The sequence below is a fragment of the Actinomadura sp. K4S16 genome, assembly GCF_008327685.1.
Lineage (GTDB): Bacteria > Actinomycetota > Actinomycetes > Streptosporangiales > Streptosporangiaceae > Spirillospora.
This window is the reverse complement of sequence record NZ_BDDE01000018.1, coordinates 389,871-405,351: the sequence shown is the minus strand read 5'-3', so window position 1 is coordinate 405,351 and position 15,481 is coordinate 389,871. Positions and strand designations below refer to the sequence as shown.

Here is a 15,481-nt window from a genome sequence, read left to right as displayed (position 1 = left end):
GTCCCAAAACGGTCCGTACAACCGATGGCACGCAGGGGAGGCGCCCCAGGGTTCAGCCCAGGCGGGTCCGGACCACCAACTCGTGGAGGGCGCGGCGGTTCGCGGGCGCGTCGGGGAGGGCGCTGCGGTCGCGTTCGCCCTCCAGCCGGACGGTGAGCGCGGCGACGTCCTCCCGCAGGCGGTCGATGCCGGGCGCGTCCGCGGGCAGGGCGCCGTGCTCGGCCGCGCGCTTCGCCTCGATCAGGTCGGGCAGGTAGGACGGCCCTTCGCCGGCGAGGCGCGTCAGGTCGGCCTCGACCTCGCCGGTCCGCATCAGGTGGACGCCGGTCAGCAGCACCCGGAACGTGTAGAGAAGCGGTTTGAGCTCCCGTGACCGTTCGAACAGCGTCCATTGGGAGCGCGCGAAACCCAGGTAGTGGTGGGCGTGGTTGGACGTGACCAGACCGGGGACGAGGGCTTTCAATTCGTCGTGCACGGGCGAGGTGGCCACGACGAGCGGCGACATGACCTGCTCCAGGACGTAGCCGTTGCGGCGGAGGAGCAGTGTGCAGAACTTCGCCAGGTCGTGGGTGACCGCGTCGGCCTCCACCCCGGCGTGGTCCCACATCAGCGTGACCGTCTCCTCCCCCGTCTCCAGGCCGACGATCTCCTCGAGCGGCAGCAGGTGGACGCCGCGCAGGTCGACGTCGGAGTCCCGGGACGGGAAGCCGTACAGGTGCGCGCCGCTGACGGTGAGGAACGCGCGGGGGTAGGGGTGGTCGGCGGCGAAGCGGTCGACCATGCCTTCGGGGAGGTTCACCAGGTCACGCTCCTGCGTCGGACGGAGAACAGCAGGTCCTCGACCGCGGCGCGGTCGGGTTCGGGCGGCAGCGGGCTGCGGTCCAGGGCCGCGTCCATCGAGCCGGCGACGGAGGCGCGCCACGCGCCGATCTCGTCCCAGCCGACCTCGCCGCGGCGGACGGCGAGGAGCCGGTCGCGCAGGTCGCCGACCTCGACCCGGGGCTCGCCGTGCCGGACCAGGTGCGCGCCGCTCTCCAGCAGCCGCAGCATGTGCATGACGTGCTTCCAGCGCGGCGCGCCGCCGTTGCGCAAGTCGCCTTCCAGCTTGCGGAACTGGGCCTCGGCGTAGCGGAGGAACGTGCGGTGCGCGTGCCGCGACAGGAACGCCGACCGCACGGCCAGCAGCTCCTCCCCGACCGGCGTGGCGCGCTCGACCAGCGGCGACCACAGGCACTCCAGGACGGTCGGGTTCGCGTCCAGCGCCAGCTCGCAGAAGCGCTCCAGCTCCCAGGAGAACTGCTCGGGCAGCGGGCCGTCCAGATGCGTGGGCGGCTTGGTGAAACGCCAGTACAGGGGGGCCGGGGCCGCGTAGACGCCGCGCCGGTCGACGTCGCTGTCCGCGGTGGCCAGCCCGTAGGCCCGCGACCCGGTCACGACCGACAGGATCGTGTGGTCGCGAACGAGGTCGAGCGCGCCGGAGGGGTCGGTTGTCGTCACGCGGGCAGCCTGGCGCAGGAGCCTCCGCATGTCGACCGGATTGTCCCGCTTGTGCAAGCCGGTTACAGATCGGCCACGGACTTGCAGAAAGTTTCTGCAAGAGCTTTACGGGACTGAAACACGTTGCTAACGTCCCGGTCCAGCCACCCCCATCTCTTGACCTGCGGGACGGCGGCCCGGTGAGGGACGTCCCGCGAAGGAGGACACCATGCGGCGCACCCCCCTGATCGGCGGCACCGTCGTCTGCGCCGCCCTCGCGCTCTCGCTCTCCGCCTGCGGCGGCGATGACGACGGCGGCTCGAAGGGCGGCGCGGGCGCGGCGAGCCTGCAGGGCCGCGGTCCGATCACCTTCGTGACCGGCAAGGACCGCTCGGGCTACCTGCAGAAGCAGATCGACGGCTGGAACGCCGAGCACCCGAAGGAGCAGGTCCGCATCATCGAGCTGCCGGACGAGCCGAACGACCAGCGGCAGCAGATGATCCAGAACGCCACGACCAAGTCCGACGCCTACTCGGTGCTGAACCTCGACGTCGTGTGGACGGCCGAGTTCGCCGCCAACCGCTGGCTGGCCCAGCTGCCCAAGGACCAGGTCGACCTGTCCAAGATGCTGCCCGCGACCATCGCCACGGGGCAGTACCGCGACAAGCTGTACGCCGTGCCCTCCACCTCCGACGCCGGGATGCTCTACTTCCGCAAGGACCTGCTGGAGAAGGCCGGCATCACCGACCCGCCGAAGACCTACACCGAGATGTGGGACGACTGCGCCAAGGTCAAGAAGCTGGCCGAGGCGAAGGACGCCGACTGCTTCTTCACCGAGGTCAACAAGACCGAGAGCATGACGATCAGCGCGGTCGAGGCGATCGAGAGCGCCGGCGGCTCGATCATCGGCCCCGACGGCAAGCCCTCGCTGAGCACCCCGCAGGCCAAGCAGGGCGTCGAGTTCCTCGTCGGCGCCAAGAAGGACCACATGCCGAAGGAGGCCGTCACCCTCGACACCGAGGGCGGCCGCCGCTACTTCCAGTCCGGGAAGCTGGTCTTCCAGCGGCAGTGGCCGTACCAGTACGGGCTGGCGAACTCCAAGGACGGCTCGTCCAAGGTGGCGGGCAAGTTCGCGGTCGCGCCGCTGCCCGGCCCGAACGGCCCCGGCGTCGCCAACCTCGGCGGCCACAACCTCGCGATCTCCGCGTTCGCCAAGAACAAGGCGACCTCGCTCGACTTCATCCGCTACCTGACCGGTGAGCAGGCCCAGCGCGCCAACCTCCTCGCCACCTCCCAGGCGCCCACGGTCGCGGCGCTGTACGACGACCCGGAGATGGTGAAGAAGTTCCCGTACCTGCCCGTACTCAAGCAGGCCATCGCGAACGCCAAGCCGCGCCCGGTCGCGGTCAAGTACGGCGACGTGACCGCCGCGATCCAGGGCGAGATGTACGACGCGGTGACCGGGAAGAAGCCCGTCGACCAGGCCCTGACCGACCTGCAGTCCAAGCTCCAGCCGCTGACCGCGCAGTGAGCGGGATGACCACCACCGAGAGCGCGCCCGCCGCCGGCACCGCCGCGGCGGGCGCGCCCCGCGGCCGCGGGAAGGGCGACGTCCAGGGGACGCGGCGGCTCGCGGCGCTGCTGCTGTCGCCCACCCTGCTCGTGCTCGCGCTCGTCATCGGCTACCCGGTCCTCGCCGGGTTCCGCGAGTCGCTGTACGCGCGGGGCGAGGGGCTGGACGCCGACGGGTTCGTCGTCGAGGGCGACCGGTTCGTCGGGCTCGACAACTACACCGCGATCTTCCAGGGCGACCGCGCCGACGCGTTCTGGAACGCCTTCTCCAACACCACGTTCTTCACCCTCACCACGGTCGTGCTGGAGACGGTGATCGGCGTCGCGATGGCGCTGATCATGCAGCAGGCGTTCCGCGGGCGGGCGCTGGTGCGCGCGAGCATCCTCGTCCCGTGGGCGATCCCGACCGCGATCTCCGGCCTGCTGTGGCGCTGGATCTTCCAGGCCGACGGCGCCGCGAACGCGGTGCTGCGCCAGGAGATCCTGTGGACCGCCGACGGCTTCCCCGCCAAGATGGCCGTCGTCATCGCCGAGGTGTGGAAGACCTCCCCGTTCATCGGGCTGCTCGTCCTCGCCGGCCTCCAGATGATCCCCCGGGACGTCTACGAGGCGGCCAGGGTGGACGGCGCCGGCCCGGTCCAGCAGTTCTTCCGCATCACCCTGCCGCTGGTCAAGCCCGCGCTGCTGGTCGCCGTGCTGTTCCGGATGCTGGACGTGCTGCGGATGTTCGACCTGCCCGCCGTGCTGATCGGCGTGAACCAGAAGTCCGTGGAGACGCTGACGATGATCGCCTGGTTCGAGGCGTCCAACCTGCGGTACGGGTCGGCGGCGGCGTACGCGACCGTCCTGTTCCTGTACATCGCGCTGATCGCGTACCTGTTCGTGAAGCTGCTCGGCGCCGACATCATCGGCGAGGCCCGCCAGAAGACCGGCCACCGGAAGACCGGGCGCGCACGCGCCGTGCGGTCCGCGCGCGGCGGAAGGAGGGCGGCGGCATGACCGGCTCGCCGATGAAGCGCACGCTGTCCTACCTCGGGTTCGCCGCTGTGGCGGCGTACTGCCTGGCGCCGTTCTACTGGATGGTGGTCTCGGCGTTCCGCCGCCCTCAGGACCAGTTCGACAACTCGGTCGTCCCGGCGCGGTGGTCGTCGGAGAACTTCTCCGCGGTGTTCTCCGGCGACAACGGCTTCGGCCGCGCCCTGCTGAACAGCGTCATCGTGGCGGGCACCACCACCGTGCTCACCCTGCTGATCGGCACGTTCACCGCGTACGCGCTGGCCCGGCTGGACTTCCGGTTCAAGAACGCGGTGCTCGGGCTGATCGTCGCGACCACGATGTTCCCGGGAATCTCGCAGCTGGTCCCGCTGCTGAAGCTCTTCACCGACATCAAGTGGATCAACACCTACCAGGCGATGGTGCTGCCCAGCCTCGGGTTCGCGCTGCCGCTGTCGGTGTGGCTGCTCACGGCCTTCTTCCGGCAGCTGCCGTTCGAGCTGGAGCAGGCGGCGATGGTGGACGGCTGCACCCGCGGCCAGGCGTTCCGCAAGATCATCGTCCCGCTGGCGGCGCCCGGGGTGTTCACCACGGCGATCCTCACCTTCATCGCCGCGTGGAACGAGTTCCTCATCGCACTGTCCATGGTCAACAAGAAGGAGATGCAGACCGCCACGGTCGCGATCTCCAAGTTCACCGGCGTCTCCGGGTTCGACCAGCCGTTCGGCACCCAGATGGCGGCCGGGGTGATCGTGACCGTCCCGCTCATCGCCGTGGTGCTGGTCTTCCAGCGCCGGATCGTCGCCGGGCTCACCGCCGGCGGCGTCAAGTAGCTCCCGACAGCTCCCCGACCAGAAGGATGTTCATGACCCAGGACACCCTGCTCGTCCCCGCCTCCGGCGACCGCGGCGGAGGCACCCGCTGGTGGCGCGACGCCGTCATCTACCAGGTGTACGTGCGCAGCTTCGCCGACTCCGACGGGGACGGCGTCGGCGACCTGCCGGGCGTCCGGTCCCGGCTGCCGTACCTGGCCGGCCTCGGCGTCGACGCGCTGTGGCTGACCCCGTTCTACGTCTCCCCGATGGCCGACTTCGGCTACGACGTGGCGGACTACCGCGACGTCGACCCGCTGTTCGGCACGCTCGCCGACGCCCGCGACCTGATCGCGGACGCGCACGCGCACGGGCTGCGGATCATCGTGGACGTGGTGCCGAACCACACCTCCGACCGGCACGCCTGGTTCCAGGCGGCGCTCGCCGCGGCCCCCGGCTCGGTCGAGCGCGCCCGCTACGTCTTCCGCGACGGGCGGGGCCCCGGCGGCGCCGAACCCCCGAACGACTGGGAGTCGGTGTTCGGCGGCCCCGCCTGGACGCGGGTCCCCGACGGCCAGTGGTACCTGCACCTGTTCGCGCCCGAGCAGCCCGACCTGGACTGGGAGAACCCCGAGGTCCACGCCGAGTTCGCCGACATCCTGCGGTTCTGGCTCGACCTCGGGGTGGACGGCTTCCGGGTGGACGTCGCGCACGGCATGGCCAAGGCGCCGGGCCTGCCCGACGTGGGCCACCCGAACCAGGTGGAGATGCTCGGCACGGCCGTCCTGCCGTACTTCGACCAGGACCCCGTCCACGCCATCCACCGCGAGTGGCGCCGCCTGCTCGACTCCTACGACGGGGAGCGGATCGCCGTCGCCGAGGCGTGGGCGCCCACGCCGCAGCGGCTCGCCGACTACACGCGCCCCGACGAACTGCACCAGGCGTTCAACTTCCACTACCTGACCGCGCCGTGGGAGGCGGACGGGATGCGGGCGGTGATCGACGAGTCGCTGCGCACCGCCGGGGCGGTCGGCGCGCCCGCGACCTGGGTACTGTCCAACCACGACGTGAAACGGCACGTCACCCGGTACGGCGACGGCGAGACCGGCCTGCGGCGCGCCCGCGCGGCCGCGCTGCTGACGCTCGCGCTGCCCGGCTCGTCCTACGTCTACCAGGGCGAGGAACTGGGCCTGCCGGAGGTGCTGGACCTGCCCGAGGAGTTCCAGCAGGACCCGCAGCGGCTGCGCGGCGAGGGCGCCGGCCGCGACGGCTGCCGCGTCCCGCTGCCCTGGGAGGGCGAGGAGCCGCCGTTCGGGTTCGGCGCGGGGGCCGCGCCATGGCTCCCGATCCCCACCGAATGGCGGGACCTGACCGTCGCGGCGCAGGACGGCGACCCCGGCTCCATGCTGGCGCTCTACCGTGAGGCGCTGCGCATCCGCCGCGAGCACCCGGCGCTCGGTGACGGCGATTTGTACTGGATCGCGAGCCCACCCGGCACACTGGTCTTCGTGCGTGAGGCCGGGGGCGGGAACGGGCGGCTCGCATGCGCGATCAACATGGGCGACACCACGGCCCGCGTCAGTGTGCGGGGCACCCCGCTCCTCGCGAGCGGACCGGTCCACACGGACCGCACCGCGAGCGGCGGAGACGTCGACCTGCCCCCGGACACCGCGCTGTGGTGGGACGCCGAGGAGGGATAACTTGAAACCCATGACGACGCGCCTGGCGGACATCGCGGCACATGCCGGGGTGAGCGAGGCGACGGTGAGCCGCGTGCTCAACGGCAAGCCGGGCGTGTCCCCGACCACGCGCCAGGCGGTGCTGACCGCCCTGGACGTGCTCGGCTACGAGCGCCCGGCCCGGCTGCGCCAGCAGCGGGCCGGGCTGATCGGGCTGATCATTCCCGAGCTGACCAACCCGATCTTCCCGGCGTTCGCGGAGGTGATCGAGAGCGCCCTGGCCCGGCACGGGTACATGGCGGTGCTGTGCTCGCAGGCGCCGGGCGGCGTCGCCGAGGACGACTACATCGAAATGCTGCTTGAGCGCGGCGTCGCCGGGATCATCTTCGTCAACGGCCTGCACGCCAACGCCAACTCCGACCGCGCCCGGTACGCGCGGCTGATCGAACAGGCCCTCCCGATCGTCCTGGTCAACGGCTACCGGCCCGACATCGACGCGCCGTTTATCTCCAACGACGACGTGGCGTCGATGGAGGCCGTCGTCGCGCATCTGGCCGCAATGGGCCACCGCCGGATCGGCCTCGCGATCGGACAGGACGTCTACGTGCCGACGCGGCGCAAGACCGAGGGGTTCCGGCGCGGGATGGCCGCGCACACCGGGCTCACCGCGGACGAGGTGGACGAGCTGATCGTCAACACCATGTACACGGTCGAGGGCGGGCAGGCGGCCGCCGCGAAACTGCTCGACGCGGGCTGCACGGCGATCTGCGGCGGCAACGACATCATGGCGCTCGGGGCGATCCGGGCCGCCCGGGCGCGCGGCCTCCAGGTCCCCGAGGACGTGTCGGTGACCGGCATGGACGACTCGCTCCTCACCGCCTACCTCGACCCCCCGCTGACCACGGTCCGGCAGTCGGTGCGGGAGATGTCGATGGCCGCGGTGAGCACCGTCCTGGACGAGATCCGCGGCGCCCGCGCGCCCCGCACCGAGCTGCTCTACCGGCCGGAACTGGTCGTCCGGCGGTCCACGGCGCCGGCCCCGGCGGCGGCCCGGCTGTCCCCCGTCAAGGAGGGCTGACCGGGCCCTGACGGGGTGTCGGACCAGGCCTGACCAGGGTGCCGCGGGAGACAGCTTCTTGTAACGGTTGTGTTTCGACACATTGACAGTGAGCCGCGTCACGGTCTTTCATCCGTGGGAGCGCTCCCACACCGATGCACCACGACAACCTGAGAGGGGTCCGCCATGAGGGCCATCATGCGGCGCGGACTGAGTACGGCGATGGCGGCGGTACTCGTCGGCGGCCTCGCCGTCGCGTGCGGCGACGGCGACGACGACAAGGGAGGCTCCGACAGCGGGCCCGTCGAGCTCACCGTCGACGTCTTCGGCGAGCCGGGTTACGACGCGCTCTACAAGCAGTACGAGCAGTCCCACCCGAACGTGAAGATCAAGCAGCGCAAGGTCTCCACGCTGGACGAGTACAAGCCGCGCATCCAGCAGTGGATGGCGACCGGCAGCGGCGCCGGCGACGTCGTCATGCTGGAGGAGGGCATCCTGCCGCTGTACATGCAGCAGAAGGCCAAGTTCCTCAACCTGTTCGACTACGGCGGCAAGGACCTGGAGAAGAACTTCCTGCCGTGGAAGTGGCAGATGGGCCTCAGCCCGGACGGCAAGCAGCTCGTCGGCCTCGGCACCGACGTCGGCCCCCTCGCCATGTGCTACCGCAAGGACCTGTTCAAGAAGGCGGACCTGCCCACCGACCGCGCCGAGGTCGGCAAGCTCTGGCCGACGTGGGACGCGTTCCTGTCCACGGGCCAGAAGTTCCAGCAGAAGGTGCCCGGCACCAAGTGGCTCGACGGCCCCACCGCCGTGTTCCGCGCCACCGTCCTGCAGAACGCCGGCGCCGGACCGGGCTACAGCTTCTTCGACAAGAGCAACAACCTCGTCTTCGACAGCAACCCGGCGGTCAAGCAGGCGTTCGACACGGCGCTGAAGTTCGAGCAGAGCAAGCTCACCTCCGACATGTCGATCTTCACCCCGCCGTGGCAGACCGCCCTCAAGCGGGACACCTTCGCGACCCTGCCGTGCCCGTCCTGGATGCTCGGCGGCATCGAGGAGTTCGCCGGCGACTCGGGCAAGGGCAAGTGGGACGTGGCGACCACGCCCGGCGGCGCCGGCTACTGGGGCGGCTCGTGGCTCGCGGTGCCCAAGCAGACCAAGCACGCCAAGGCGGCCGCCGAACTCGCCAAGTTCCTGACCTCCCCCGAGGGCCAGGTCGGCGCGTACAAGGCCTCGAACGTCTTCCCGTCCTCGCCGCAGGCCGCGCAGGACCCGGCGGTCGCGGGCGCCAAGAGCGCCTACTTCAACGACGCCCCCGTCGGGCAGATCTTCGGCCAGCTGGTGGCCGGGGTGAAGCCGGTCTACCTCGGGCCGAAGCACGAGGACGTGCGGGCCGCGGTGGAGAACGTCCTGGTCTCCGTGGGCCAGGGCCGGCAGAAGCCCGATGAGGCCTGGACGAAGTCCGTCGACGAGGCGAAGAAGGCCGCCCGCTAGCCGGCGGTCCCCCGACCACGGCGGCGGCGCCGGCCGACACCTCCCCGCCGGCGCCGCCGCCGTTCCCACTTCCCGCTTCGTCCCGTCCTCGGAAAGGAGGCGCACGACGTGACCACCGATCTGCGCCCCAACCGGAACGGCCCGCCGTCCGCCTCGCCCGCGGCGGCGCCGCCCGGGCCGCGCAGCGCCTGGCGCGCGCGGCTCACCCGGCTCGACGTGAAGGGCGCACCCTACGCCTTCATCTCGCCGTTCTACCTCGTCTTCCTGGTCTTCGGCGCCTTCCCGCTCGTCTACACGCTCTGGGTCTCCCTGCACGACTGGGAGCTGGCGTCCGGGACGCGCAAGTTCGTCGGGCTCGACAACTACGACTACCTGCTGGGCGACGCCGACTTCTGGCACGCCACGGTCAACACCCTCGGGATCTTCGTCCTGTCGACCGTCCCGCAGCTGCTGCTCGCGCTGCTCATCGCCAACACCCTGAACCGGCGGATGCGGCTGCCGACGCTGTTCCGGATCGGGATGGTCGCCCCGCTGGTCACCTCGACCGCCGCCGTCGCGATCGTGTTCACCCAGATGTTCGACCGGGACTGGGGCATGGTCAACTGGGCGATCGGGCTGATCGGCATCGACCCGATCAGCTGGCAGAGCAGCCGCGGCTGGTCCTGGGCCGCCATCGCGATGATGGTGGACTGGCGCTGGACCGGCTACAACGCGCTCATCTACCTCGCCGCCATGCAGGCGATCCCGAAGGACCTCTACGAGGCCGCCGCGATCGACGGCGCGTCCCGGATCCGGCAGTTCTGGCAGATCACGGTCCCGATGCTGCGCCCCACGATCATCTTCACGGTGATCATCTCGACGATCGGCGGGCTGCAGCTGTTCACCGAGCCCGTCCTGTTCAGCGTCGGCACCCCCAACAAGATGGACGGCGGCGCGGGCCACCAGTTCCAGACGATCACGATGTACATGTACGACAACGCTTTCGGCCATGACCGGTACGGCTACGGCGCGACCGTCGCCTGGGCGCTGTTCGTGATGATCATCGTGTTCTCCCTGATCAACTTCCTGGCCGTGCGGCGCACGGGAGGCTCCAAGTGACCACGCTCCTCGCCGGCCCCGACGGCCGGCCCCAGGGCGGCAGGCGCGCCGCCGCCCACCCCGGCCGCTATCGCGGCCTGTGGAACGCCAGCCCGCTGACCTACCTCACGCTGATCGTGGCACTGGCGCTGTCGATCTTCCCGATCTACTGGATGATCATCGTGGCGACCCGCACGAACAGCGTGGTCGCCGACGTCCCGCCGCCGCTGCTGCCCGGCGCCCACGGCGGCGACAACGTCGGCCGGCTGTTCGACAACCCCGAGGCCTACTTCGCCAAGGGCCTGCTGAACTCGGCGATCGCCTCCGCCGCGGTGACGGTCTCCACGGTCTTCTTCGCCTCGCTGGCCGGGTTCGCGTTCGCCAAACTGCGCTTCCGCGGCAAGAACGGACTGCTGCTCACCATCATCGCGACGATGATGATCCCGGTGCAGATGGGCATCATCCCGCTTTACATGATCATGGTGAAGCTGGGCTGGCAGAACCACCTGCAGGCGGTCATCGTCCCGTTCCTGGTCACCGGGTTCGGGGTGTTCATGATGCGGCAGTACGCCGACCAGGCCGTGCCGGACGAGCTGATCGAGGCGGCCCGCGTCGACGGGTGCACCACGTTCGGCATCTACTGGCGGGTCGTGCTCCCCGCGCTGCGCCCCGCCGCGGGCGTCCTCGGGCTGTTCACGTTCATGCAGACCTGGAACGAGTTCATGTGGCCGCTCGCGGTGCTGAGCCCGGACAACCCGACGGTGCAGCTGTCCATCAACAACCTGGCGAACGCCTACTTCAAGGACTACACGCTCATGTTCGCCGGCACCAGCGTGGCGATCCTGCCGCTGCTCGTCGTGTTCATCATTTTCGGCCGCCAGATCATCGGCGGGATCATGGAAGGTGCTGTGAAGGCGTGACCTCCCTCAAGGACGACACCAGCGCGGCTCCCGCCGCACCTTTCCCGACCGGGTTCCGCTGGGGGGCCGCCACCGCGGCCTACCAGATCGAGGGCGCCGCGGGCGAGGGCGGGCGCGGACCGTCCATCTGGGACACCTTCTCCCGCACGCCGGGCAAGACCCTGGGCGGCGACACCGGCGACGTCGCGGTGGACCACTACCACCGGTTCCCCGAGGACGTGGCGCTCATGGCCGACCTCGGCCTCACCGCGTACCGGTTCTCGATCTCCTGGCCGCGCGTGCAGCCCACCGGGGCCGGGGACTTCAACCCCGAGGGCCTCGACTTCTACCGGCGGCTGGTCGACGCGCTGCTGGAGGCGGGCATCGAGCCGTGGCCGACGCTCTACCACTGGGACCTCCCGCAGCCGCTGGAGGACAAGGGCGGCTGGCCCGAGCGGGACACCGCCCACCGGTTCGCCGAGTACGCCGACCACGTGCACGCGGCGCTCGGCGACCGCGTCACGAACTGGATGACGGTCAACGAGCCGTGGTGCGCGGCTTTCCTCGGCTACGCGTCGGGCGACCACGCGCCCGGGCGCATCGACCCCTCGGCGTCCCTGCTGGCCGCGCACCATCTGATGCTCGGCCACGGCCTGGCCGTGGACGCGATGCGCGCCCGCCGCCCGGACAACCGCTTCGGCGCCGCCGTCAACCTCTACGCGGTCTCCCCCGCCACCGAGGACCCCGCCGACCTGGACGCGGCGCGCCGCATCGACGGGCTGCAGAACCGGCTGTTCCTCGACCCGCTGCTGCTCGGCCGCTACCCCGACGACGTCCTCGCCGACACCTCGGTCTACGGGTTCACCCCGCCGGACGCGGACCTCGCGGTCATCAACCGGCCGATCGACCAGCTCGGCATCAACTACTACTCGCGGCACACCGTCGCGGGCACGCCCGGCGAGGCGGCGCAGACGGCGTCGTCGCCGTTCGCGACGAACTCCCCGTGGCCGGGCAGCGCCCACGTCCGGTTCGTCTCGGCCGGACGCCCGGTCACCGGGATGGGCTGGGAGATCGACGAGAGCGGGCTGCACGAGGTGCTGACCCGGCTGCACCGCGAGTACCCGGCCGTCCCGCTGTACATCACCGAGAACGGCGCCGGCTACGACGAGGTTCCGGACGGCGATGGCACGGTCCAAGACGCCGGCCGCATCGCCTATCTCGACGCCCACCTCCGGGCGTGCCACGACGCCATTTCCGAGGGCGTCCCGCTGCGGGGCTATTTCACATGGTCGCTGCTGGATAATTTCGAATGGGCTTGGGGCTACTCCAAGCGTTTCGGGCTGGTCCACGTCGATTACGCCACGCAGCGCCGGGTGCCCAAGGACAGCGCACGGTGGTACGCCGGAGTGATCCGGCGGGGCGGGCTGCCCGAGCGGGGCTGACTCGGGGGCGACGGTACGGACGGAGGGGGCCACATGACGGGCAGGAGCACGCGCCCGACCCTTGAGGAGGTCGCGGCGCGGGCCGGTGTGGGCCGCGGCACGGTGTCCCGGGTGGTCAACGGCTCGCCGCGGGTCAGCCCGCAGGCCCGCGAGGCGGTGCTGAAGGCGATCGACGAGCTCGGGTACGTGCCGAACCGCGCGGCCCGCACGCTCGTCACCCGCCGCACCGACACCGTGGCGCTGGTGGTCGCCGAGTCGGACCAGCGGCTGTTCGGCGAGCCGTACTTCGCCGGGATCATCCGCGGGATCAGCAACGGCCTCGGCGACACCGGCCTGCAGCTCCTGCTCGCCCTCGCCCGCTCCCCCGACGAGTACGGACGGCTGGAGGAGTACCTCACCACCCAGCACGTGGACGGGGTGCTCCTCACCTCCCTGCACGCCGAGGACCCGCTGCCCGCCAAGCTGGAGGCCAACGGCGTGCCGACCGTCCTCGGCGGCCGCCCGCCGGGCCTGCACCCGGTCAGCTACGTCGACGTCGACAACCGCAGCGGCGCCCGCGAGGCCGTCGGCCACCTCATCGCGGGCGGCCGGCGGCGCATCGCGACCATCGCCGGCCCGCAGGACATGGGGGTCGGCATCGACCGGCTGGCCGGGTACCGGGAGGCGCTCGCCGAGGCGGGGCTGCCCGAGTACGTCGAGTACGGCGACTTCGGCGAGGCCAGCGGCATCACCGCGGCGGAGCGGCTGCTGGCCGCCGAGCCGGCCCTGGACGCGGTGTTCGCCGCCGACGACCCGATGGCGCTCGGCGCGCTGCGCGTCCTGCACCGCAGCGGGCGCCGCATCCCCGAGGACGTGGCGGTGATCGGCTTCGACGACTCGGCCGCCGCGCCGCTGGCCGACCCGCCGCTCAGCAGCGTCCACCAGTCGCCGGAGGAGATGGGCCGGGAGATGTCCCGGCTGCTGATCTCGCGGATCCGCGGCGAGACCGTCGCGGAACCGGTGGTCATCCTGCGCCCCCACCTGGTCCTGCGCGACTCCGCGTGAGGGGCGGGCCGCGCTCCGCTTCGCTGGGCGCCCCGGCCGGGCCGGTCAGCGCCATCCCGGTGCAGGACGTGGCGCCGGGCGTCCCGGTGGACGGCCCGGTCGCCGCCCTCGAGGCGACGATGCGCGAGCTGCACACGCGCGCCTGCGCCTGAGGGCGGCGACTCCCGGGCTCACCGCCGGGTCAGCGCCTCCAGCCGCTCGACGGCCTCGCGCCAGTCGGACGGCAGCAGGCACCGGGTCGCCCGGTGCCCGCGGTAGGTGAGCGTGTAGGTGAAGTGGTCGGCCACCTGGCAGCCGTCCGACGAGGACCAGGTGGTGACGACGCGGCCCAGCGCGTTCCGCAGGCCGCTCATCTCCGCCGCGCCGAGCACGACCTTCTCGTCATTGACGAGGGCCGTTCCCGACATGTCGACGGTCACTTTCCGGTGAATTCCGGCGAATCCCCCGGAACGCTCGTAAGTGACCAGCACATCCGGCCCGGTGAAAGCGAACATGAACGCCTCCTTTACAGCGCGGGCCGCCGGACAGCACCCCGCTCCCCATTCCGGCGGCCCGCAGACCATGGGTTACTAGCCGAAAAGGATTCCGCCGGTGGCGCGCGCGGCGGCGCACCGGTTCGGATACGTCCGGGTGAAGTACCGCGGAACGCCGTGCCAGACGCCGTTCGCGATCACCGTGACGGGCGCGTACTCCAGCGTGCACGGCTCCCGCCGCGCGGGGACGCGTCCGACGTCGCCGCCGGCGGCCTCGAGCTGGTCGCAGGCATGGGACGCGGCGCCGAGCGTCCCGCCGTCGGGGTCGCACCACAGGGTGCGGGTGACGGCGGGGCCGTCCTGCGGCACGACCGTGAGCAGGTAGGCGCCGGCCGGTCCGTCCGCCCGCGCCGGCACCGCCGGGACGAGCATCGCCACTCCGGCCAGGACGGCCGCCCACCGGAAACGGGCACGCGACATGTGCATGTCTTCCTCCCTGGATCGCCCGCCGCGATCTGCGGCATTGGCCGGCAGGGCATCGAATTGTGGTGAATGCCCCGCCGCATCCAGACATTAGGTGCCACAAACTCCACCAAACAAGGCCATTCTCCGTCCCAACCTGGCCACCCGTTCATTCTTAAATCAAGTCTGCCCGAATGTGCAATGCCGATTGGCAGTGAATTGCCCGCGGTTTGTGATATTCACGGCCGTCCCGCGCCCGCGCCCCGTCACCAGGGGTAGGTGCCGCCGTTCTCGTTGAGGAAGACCCCCGTCGCCTCCTCCATGAGCTGCCTGGCGATGTGGGCTCCGCCCTCGTCCGCGCTCAGGACGCCCGTGTGGCCGTTGAGGTCGGTGGCGCAGAAGCCGGGCGACAGCGCGTTGACCCTGATACCGGAGTCCCGTAGGGCGGTGGCGTAGATGAGCGTGACGGCGTTGAGCGCCGCCTTGGACGAGTTGTAGCCCAGCATCGTCGCGTACTGCGCGAACCTCTCGTCCGGATCGCTCAGGAACGCGAAGGTCCCGAGCCCGCTGGAGACGTTCCCGATGTAGCCGGACGGCGACCTGCGCAGCAGCGGAAGCATGGCGTTGGTCACGGCGACGACGCCGAACACGTTGGTCTCGTAGACCGCGCGCAGGGCGTCGACCGACATCTCGGAGGGCGGGCGCGCCCCGCCCTGGGGGATGGCCGCATTGTTCACCAGGACGTCGAGGCACCCGTAGTCGGCGTCGACCAGCTCGGCGGCGGCCGTGATCGTCGCCTGGTCGGTCACGTCCAGCCTGACGAACCGGACGTCGAGCCCCTGCTCGGCCAGTCCCGCGGCGGCGGCCGTCCCGCGGCCCGGGTCCCGCGCGCCGAGCAGCACCGTGTGCCCGGCCCGCGCCATCGCGCCCGCGGTCGCGAGACCGATGCCCTTGTTGGCGCCCGTGATGAGGACGATCAGCTTCGTTGTCATGGGACGGGA

Annotated in this window: 16 protein-coding genes; 11 read left to right on the top strand and 5 right to left on the bottom strand. The window is 71.1% G+C overall.

Going from position 1 to position 15,481, the window contains the following annotated elements:
• Nucleotides 1-52 precede the first annotated feature (52 nt).
• Both K4S16_RS29975 and K4S16_RS29970 read right to left on the bottom strand, forming a co-directional pair.
• Complete coding sequence (locus K4S16_RS29975) at nucleotides 53-799, bottom strand: DNA polymerase beta superfamily protein (protein ID WP_235037160.1); 747 nt, start codon at nucleotides 797-799, stop codon at nucleotides 53-55.
• Entirely contained in the window at nucleotides 796-1,497 is a 702-nt protein-coding gene (locus K4S16_RS29970; protein ID WP_235037159.1) for a DNA polymerase beta superfamily protein, read from the bottom strand. The genes K4S16_RS29975 and K4S16_RS29970 overlap by 4 nt, the downstream gene beginning before the upstream one ends.
• 208 nt (nucleotides 1,498-1,705) lie before the next feature.
• Between K4S16_RS29970 and K4S16_RS29965 the strand changes: the two genes are divergently transcribed.
• The 11 genes from K4S16_RS29965 (at nucleotide 1,706) to K4S16_RS44550 (ending at nucleotide 13,697) form a co-directional block, all read left to right on the top strand.
• Complete coding sequence (locus tag K4S16_RS29965; protein ID WP_149262383.1) at nucleotides 1,706-3,007, top strand: ABC transporter substrate-binding protein; 1,302 nt, start codon at nucleotides 1,706-1,708, stop codon at nucleotides 3,005-3,007.
• Nucleotides 3,008-3,012: 5 nt separating this feature from the next.
• Nucleotides 3,013-4,047, top strand: coding sequence for a carbohydrate ABC transporter permease (locus K4S16_RS29960; RefSeq protein ID WP_149262382.1), 1,035 nt, complete (start codon nucleotides 3,013-3,015; stop codon nucleotides 4,045-4,047).
• Nucleotides 4,044-4,874: a carbohydrate ABC transporter permease gene (locus tag K4S16_RS29955; RefSeq protein ID WP_149262381.1), complete on the top strand. Its 831-nt coding sequence runs from the start codon at nucleotides 4,044-4,046 to the stop codon at nucleotides 4,872-4,874. Before K4S16_RS29960 ends, K4S16_RS29955 begins: the two co-directional genes overlap by 4 nt.
• Before the next feature lie 32 nt (nucleotides 4,875-4,906).
• Nucleotides 4,907-6,553, top strand: coding sequence for a glycoside hydrolase family 13 protein (locus tag K4S16_RS29950; protein WP_149262380.1), 1,647 nt, complete (start codon nucleotides 4,907-4,909; stop codon nucleotides 6,551-6,553).
• Nucleotides 6,554-6,563: 10 nt separating this feature from the next.
• Nucleotides 6,564-7,610, top strand: a complete 1,047-nt coding sequence (locus K4S16_RS29945; protein WP_149262379.1) for a LacI family DNA-binding transcriptional regulator — start codon at nucleotides 6,564-6,566, stop codon at nucleotides 7,608-7,610.
• Nucleotides 7,611-7,775: 165 nt separating this feature from the next.
• Nucleotides 7,776-9,083, top strand: coding sequence for an ABC transporter substrate-binding protein (locus K4S16_RS29940; protein WP_235037158.1), 1,308 nt, complete (start codon nucleotides 7,776-7,778; stop codon nucleotides 9,081-9,083).
• 108 nt (nucleotides 9,084-9,191) lie between these two features.
• Nucleotides 9,192-10,181, top strand: a complete 990-nt coding sequence (locus K4S16_RS29935) for a carbohydrate ABC transporter permease (protein WP_235037157.1) — start codon at nucleotides 9,192-9,194, stop codon at nucleotides 10,179-10,181.
• The gene (locus K4S16_RS29930; protein WP_149262378.1) at nucleotides 10,178-11,080 is read left to right on the top strand and encodes a carbohydrate ABC transporter permease; all 903 of its coding nucleotides are present in this window, start codon (nucleotides 10,178-10,180) and stop codon (nucleotides 11,078-11,080) included. The genes K4S16_RS29935 and K4S16_RS29930 overlap by 4 nt, the downstream gene beginning before the upstream one ends.
• Complete coding sequence (locus K4S16_RS29925; protein ID WP_149262377.1) at nucleotides 11,077-12,501, top strand: GH1 family beta-glucosidase; 1,425 nt, start codon at nucleotides 11,077-11,079, stop codon at nucleotides 12,499-12,501. Before K4S16_RS29930 ends, K4S16_RS29925 begins: the two co-directional genes overlap by 4 nt.
• Nucleotides 12,502-12,534: 33 nt before the next feature.
• Entirely contained in the window at nucleotides 12,535-13,545 is a 1,011-nt protein-coding gene (locus K4S16_RS29920) for a LacI family DNA-binding transcriptional regulator (RefSeq protein WP_149262376.1), read from the top strand.
• Nucleotides 13,542-13,697, top strand: a complete 156-nt coding sequence (locus K4S16_RS44550) for a hypothetical protein (protein ID WP_160161072.1) — start codon at nucleotides 13,542-13,544, stop codon at nucleotides 13,695-13,697. The genes K4S16_RS29920 and K4S16_RS44550 overlap by 4 nt, the downstream gene beginning before the upstream one ends.
• An 18-nt stretch (nucleotides 13,698-13,715) precedes the next feature.
• On the opposite strand, the gene K4S16_RS29915 is transcribed toward K4S16_RS44550, so the two are convergent.
• From K4S16_RS29915 to K4S16_RS29905, 3 genes are all read right to left on the bottom strand, one after another.
• Nucleotides 13,716-14,039, bottom strand: a complete 324-nt coding sequence (locus K4S16_RS29915; RefSeq protein ID WP_149262375.1) for a protealysin inhibitor emfourin — start codon at nucleotides 14,037-14,039, stop codon at nucleotides 13,716-13,718.
• 75 nt (nucleotides 14,040-14,114) lie between these two features.
• Nucleotides 14,115-14,504 carry an SSI family serine proteinase inhibitor gene (locus K4S16_RS29910; RefSeq protein WP_149262374.1) on the bottom strand — a complete coding sequence of 130 codons (390 nt, stop codon included), beginning with the start codon at nucleotides 14,502-14,504 and terminating at the stop codon, nucleotides 14,115-14,117.
• Nucleotides 14,505-14,746: 242 nt separating this feature from the next.
• A complete protein-coding gene (locus K4S16_RS29905; RefSeq protein WP_149262373.1) occupies nucleotides 14,747-15,472 on the bottom strand; it encodes an SDR family NAD(P)-dependent oxidoreductase in 726 nt (241 codons plus the stop codon).
• Between the last annotated feature and the right edge of the window lie 9 nt (nucleotides 15,473-15,481).